This is a genomic window from bacterium (genome assembly GCA_030247525.1).
GTDB lineage: Bacteria > Electryoneota > JAOADG01 > JAOADG01 > JAOADG01 > JAOTSC01.
In genome coordinates this window covers 1-5,781 of sequence record JAOTSC010000194.1, presented here as the reverse complement: position 1 = coordinate 5,781, position 5,781 = coordinate 1, and the positions used below count along the sequence as shown (strand labels likewise).

Genomic DNA, 5,781 nt, shown 5'->3' with positions numbered 1-5,781 from the left:
CGATCTGCGATCTCGAAGTGAAAGTACAGAAACATACATGGGCGACGTGATGGGCGATTTATCCTCTCGACGTGGTAAGATTATGGGCATGGACACCATCAATCAGTACCAGCAAATTCGCGCAAAGATCCCACAGTCGGAAATCACGAAGTATTCAACGACACTTCGTTCGATGACAGGTGGTCGTGGTGTCTTCCGGGTGAAGTTCTCGCACTACGAAGAAGTGCCGAGCGACATCCAGAAGAAGCTCGAGGAGACCTACGCAGCGAAACGTGCCGGCAAGACCGACGAAGACGAATAGTCTGTTGTAACTGCATATTTGTTTTTGATGTTAAGGGGCGTAATACTACGCCCCTTATTTTTTCGATGAAACTGGACTGAGAGTATTACTTCACAAACTGAATCGCGGTTGTTTTAGTGGGGGTTGTGGTTTGTGATGCCCGGAGGTAGTAAGTACCAGAGGAAATACGTACCGGATTCCATTGGAAGCGATGCTCACCGGCAGTTAGACAACCATCGAAGAGGAGTGACACGCTACGACCTAATACATCGATTACTTCGAGTCTGGTCTGTCGCTCGGGACGCGGTAATGAATAGGTAATAGTCACATTTCCATTGGTGGGATTGGGATAGGAGTGGAGTAGTGCATACTCAGTTACACTGCTTTGATGTCGAGTTTCGCCAATCGCACTGATAGGAAACACTGGTGTCGTTCGCCAATTCGAAGGATTGATCATCGGTGATAGTACTTGCCCTTGTCCAGTAAGATTGCCCGACCAATGCGGTCCGCTCGGGTCTCCCCAGTAACAGTTATCAGCAATTACACTATCTGCTGTTCCTACAATGATGGGATTGGAATTGCCGACAAAATCGCATGCCTCAAACCGGGGGTCGCGATCAACTGGTACTCCGTCCAATATTCCCAGCGGCGCATTATTGTTAATGAATTGACAGGAATCTATTGTTCCAATTACATTAACTTCTAGCATCGGCGAAACTGTGATATTGTTTTCACGGAAAATACACTTTCGTATCCGAATTGGATTACCGGATGTTGAATAAATGATCTGAGCAAGGTTTGCCCTCCCGGGATGAAAACTGAACCTCTGAAAGGTACAACCTTCGATGAGCGGTGGATTAACCCAATTCATCGGGCCGGGCATTGAGAGAATAACCGAATTTGAGTCACTATAGTCAGAACCGGAGAAGTAACAATCCTTTACTGTACTTTGCAGAATTGCATTGTTAGCTAAAAATCGAAAACCATCGGGACCGACGCCAACAAAACTGTTTTTTTCGATAGTGTATTTGTGAATTGTTCCAAACCATAAGACCCGTTTCCGATTTTCAAAGCTGCAATCCAAAACTTGCAGTGAATCTGAAACGGCATAAATCGAATGAATGAGATCTGACACTCCACCGCCCTGCACAATACATCTGCTTAACGATAACCAACGAACGGCTTGTGCCCAGATAAAGAAAGTCGAACCAGGATCGTTCACAACACGGATATCATTAATCTCTAAATCGCCTGTTCCCCAACACAATATTGTTGCATTTTGTGGAGTTACAATAAGAAATTCACCAAAAAATCGGCAGTTGTCAATTTTGACACGGGAAGTGTCGGCATGGAGAACGCCGCGTTCCGGCACAGCTGGACCAATCGCTTGAAATGTGATACCAACCAGCCGTAAGATTCCCTGTCGATAGTAAATCGCATAGCGTGGATGCTCGACTTGCCACACAGTATTGGCAATATCTGTGCTATCGTTTGTCAATAAATAATTGGAAGCAATCGTTATCGGAATCGAAAAACTGAGGGTATCGGTATAAATACCGTTCGTGATGAGAACCGTATCGAACGGGAAAGACGTGGAAACGGCGATGGTGATCGTAGGGAATTCTTGCGGAACGTAACGAATCCGGGCAATGCTAATACCCGCAAAAAGCAATAACAACCCTACGATCAACTTTTTCATCGCCCTCTCCCAAGCGCTGTTAAACGACTTCTTTATTCACCCAATTTATAATCATTGAGCAAATAAATTCGTTCGAGTATTATCATTTGTAAGCGACCTCCCATCAAACCGATAGTCGCCATCAGTTGGGATAGTAAAATAGTAATCGTATGGCGTAGGTTTATAAATGGGAATATCAGCGAAAATAGTAGTTGCTTGACCATTTTCGCGGCAAGTCCATTTTGTCATCGCAGTATTTGGAAACAAAACCACACTGGGATCAGCTTTAATGTAATAATCGCCAGCACTCAAAGTTTCAATCCAATAGTTTGACCCATTTGCGGGTAAATCAAACTCACGAATTGGTTGCGCAAATGCAGTAGAACTCAAACCCAGAAGCAGTACTCCAAATAAGAGTAACAGTGATTGTTTCATCATTCTTCTCCTTTCCGTGGTGGATGCAAACGCGAATCGTTTGCTTAAGAGAAAGCTACTCCACAAAAAAACATTGAAGTCAAGTATAATTCATCCTTCTTATATATCACTATATTTCAATATATTAGTTTACTGTACTCATACAAATTACCAACACACATCGTAAAATCAAAGTACTTTTTCCTCTTCCAATAATTTTTTTGATTAGATCACTTACTTCAGAGATTGCTAAACTACCCCCAAGTATCGTTGTGATAGCTGGTTTCGGAGCAGTAATGCCGTTTCTTTTCGCACTTTTTTTCGTTATCATTGTTTACTTGTGAAGAGGGTGACATGGAACGACTCTGGGCGCCGTGGCGGATGGCGTATATCAAATCGGCGAGCGAGCTTTGCGATGGGTGCTTGTTCTGCCGCATCACCGCCGAAACAACCGACGAAGCGAATCTTATTCTCTATCGGGGGAAGCTCGCATTCGTCATGTTGAACAAGTTCCCCTACACCAACGGTCACATGATGGTCGTTCCCTATCGCCATATCGCAGCGATGAATTTGCTCTCCACCGATGAACACATTGAGTTGGGACACTTGCTTGCCGCTGCCTGTGATGCATTATCTAATACCGCAAAGCCGCAGGGTTTCAATATCGGGATGAACATCGGTCGAATCGCCGGAGCAGGTATTGCCGACCATTTGCATTACCATGTCGTGCCAAGATGGGCGGGGGACACGAATTTCATGCCGGTACTCAGCAGCACACGGGTCATCAGCGATTCGTTGGAAGCCGCCTACCACGATCTAAAACCGCAATTCGAGCAAATCGATCACAAGTAGCAACGCCTTTTATAACCGGTTGCATGATATCTTGAGCATCGTGGTGCGAAGAAGCGGATTCTTCTCAATCCGATGCCGATTGCCTTTCTCTTTCCGGTTCGGTTTTCTATATTGCACTCGCACAGCTCAGAGGTTTCCGAATGGATAGTTACACACCCTTTCTTTTCCCATCCGGCAGGTTAGTTTCACTAACCCAGCATCATCCGCTCAAGCCCTACCATGCCACCACAACTGCTGACGAAATGGCATTTCGTAACCATGTGCAATCCCGCGTCATCGGCTGCGATGGGAAAATTCAAACTCCGTTCGGCGAGCAAAAAATCAAGTACTTCGACTTTACCGCCTCCGGCCGGTTTCATAAAGACATTGAAGAGGAGTTGAACGAGAATGCGTTGCCGTACATGGCGAATACGCATAGCGAAACAAGCGCAACCGCCCGCATCATCACCGGGTATTATCACAATGCCTTCCAGAAAATCGCACACTACGTAAACGCAACCGACGACGACATCCTGATTCCCGTCGGCTGTGGTTCAACTGGTGCGATTAACCGTTTGATCCATGTTCTTGGATTACGAATGCCCGACTGGTGTAAATCAGAATTCGCCAATTTGCAGAAACGTCCACTTGTGATGCGTTCTTTAATGGAACATCATTCCAATGATATCGCGTGGCGGGAAACCATCGCCGATTTAGAATATGTGGCATTCCAACCGGACGGTACGCTCGACCTCAACCATTTGGAAGAGCTGCTTAAGAAACATGCCGGTACGCGGATGATTATTGGAACGTTCAGTGCCGCCTCCAATGTGACAGGAATCCGAAACGACACGACCGCAATCGCCCGGGTGTTGCATCGATATGGTGCCTTCGCCTTTTTCGATTATGCCGCTGCCGCGCCGCATGTTGCCATCGATATGCATCCCGACGAGGAGTCAGCGAAAGATGCGGTTTTTATCTCGACCCATAAATGCATCGGCGGACCACGCACTCCCGGTTTATTGATTGCCAACCGGGCGCTTTTTCAAAACACAACTCCCATCGAACCGGGCGGCGGTACAGTTTTGTACACTTCACCGTGGGATCATCGCTATCTGCCAGATATTACTTCGCGAGAAACTGGCGGTACTCCCCCAATCATGCAATCGATCCAAGCCGGTTTAGTTTTCGATTTGAAAGAACGAATCGGGATTGCGCGGATTGAAGCAATCGAAAGCGATTATTTAAAACGAGCGATCAATCGTTGGCAAGGAAATCCGAACTTAATACTGTTAGGTAGACTCGATACGAAGCGGTTGGGTATAGTATCGGTTATCTTTAAAGGAATACACCACGAGCTTGCAGTGGCGCTGTTGAACGACCGATACGGTATTCAAGTCCGCGGTGGTTGCATGTGTGCTGGTCCCTACGGTCATGAATTGCTCCACATCGATGAGATGCATAGCAAGTTTATCCGCGATCTGCTCGATCATGGACGGAGTGCAGCAAAACCGGGATGGGTGAGAATTTCGCTGGGAGCGACGGTTACCGAAGAGGACTTTCAGATATTGCTCGAAGCAGTAGATTTTGTCGCTAAGGAAGGGAAGTCCTTGGAATCTGAGTATGAGTACGAAGAAAGCCACAATACTTGGCAATATAAAAGTCAAAACTAAACAGAAATGGGCGTCGTTGACGCCCATTTATCTAAACATGTGCTACACGATCTATTGTAACTCGTCGTGGAAACGGATTGCGTTTTGTACATAGTGATCCGCGTTATCCCATAGATGAGCTTTTTCTTCCTCGGTTAACTCACGCTTTACTTTTGCTGGCATCCCCATCACAACACTACCACTCGGAACAATCATACCAGGTGGTACGACTGCTCCCGCGCCTACCATTGCTTTCTTTTGGATCACCGCGCCATTCAAAACAATCGACCCGATTCCGATTAACGCTTCGTCTTCCACGGTACAACCGTGTAGGATTGCATTGTGTCCCACTGTGACATTGTCTCCGATGGTTGTGGGGAAATCCTTATCGACGTGAATGACCGTTCCATCTTGGATGTTGGAACGCTCCCCGATGGTGATGTCGTCGACATCGCCACGAATCGTAACATTGAACCAGACCGAACTATGCGCACCGATTTTCACTCGACCAACCACAACGGCATTGGGTGCAATCCATGCCGATTCATGGATTTCCGGTGAATATTCACCCAGTGATATGATAAGAGGAGAAGGAATTTCCACTTGCTTTGCCATTACGCACCTATTGTTTATACAGCAGAAATTACCGAATATTTTCTTCTGTCGCAAAACGTCGTTCGTGGAATGAAGATGTCAGTAAACTACTCCCGTAGGACAGACACTCTTGTCTGTCCAAATGATTGGGCGAACACAAGGTTCGCCCTTACCCCAGCCTACCAAATACCGGAGAGTCTCGTGTTCACTCACGAATACAAGGTGCGTATGCTATACTCTCCTTGTAGGTGCTTATGGGAAAACTACTTGAGGCTATCTTGCTATTCATACTTCAAGCTGGTAGCCGCGGGCTTTAGCCCGCGTACAGGCCT

6 protein-coding genes are annotated in these 5,781 nt (G+C 46.5%); 3 read left to right on the top strand and 3 right to left on the bottom strand.

Annotation, left to right across the window (positions count from 1 at the left end; all coding sequences use genetic code 11):
* On the top strand, positions 1-301 hold a 301-nt coding region (locus OEM52_13440; GenBank protein MDK9701139.1), incomplete at its 5' end, for a hypothetical protein.
* Positions 302-386: 85 nt separating this feature from the next.
* Here the strand turns inward: OEM52_13440 and OEM52_13435 are convergent.
* A complete protein-coding gene (locus OEM52_13435; protein MDK9701138.1) occupies positions 387-1,979 on the bottom strand; it encodes a T9SS type A sorting domain-containing protein in 1,593 nt (530 codons plus the stop codon).
* Positions 1,980-2,030: 51 nt separating this feature from the next.
* Positions 2,031-2,396 carry a hypothetical protein gene (locus tag OEM52_13430; GenBank protein MDK9701137.1) on the bottom strand — a complete coding sequence of 122 codons (366 nt, stop codon included), beginning with the start codon at positions 2,394-2,396 and terminating at the stop codon, positions 2,031-2,033.
* A 330-nt stretch (positions 2,397-2,726) separates the two neighbouring features.
* On the opposite strand from OEM52_13430, the gene OEM52_13425 reads away from it, so the two are divergent.
* Positions 2,727-3,224, top strand: coding sequence for an HIT domain-containing protein (locus OEM52_13425; protein ID MDK9701136.1), 498 nt, complete (start codon positions 2,727-2,729; stop codon positions 3,222-3,224).
* Positions 3,225-3,364: 140 nt separating this feature from the next.
* On the top strand, positions 3,365-4,876 hold the full coding sequence (locus OEM52_13420; GenBank protein MDK9701135.1) for an aminotransferase class V-fold PLP-dependent enzyme: 1,512 nt from the start codon (positions 3,365-3,367) through the stop codon (positions 4,874-4,876).
* Between the two features lie 51 nt (positions 4,877-4,927).
* Here the strand turns inward: OEM52_13420 and OEM52_13415 are convergent, their stop codons facing one another.
* The gene (locus tag OEM52_13415; protein ID MDK9701134.1) at positions 4,928-5,470 is read right to left on the bottom strand and encodes a gamma carbonic anhydrase family protein; all 543 of its coding nucleotides are present in this window, start codon (positions 5,468-5,470) and stop codon (positions 4,928-4,930) included.
* Positions 5,471-5,781: the final 311 nt, after the last annotated feature.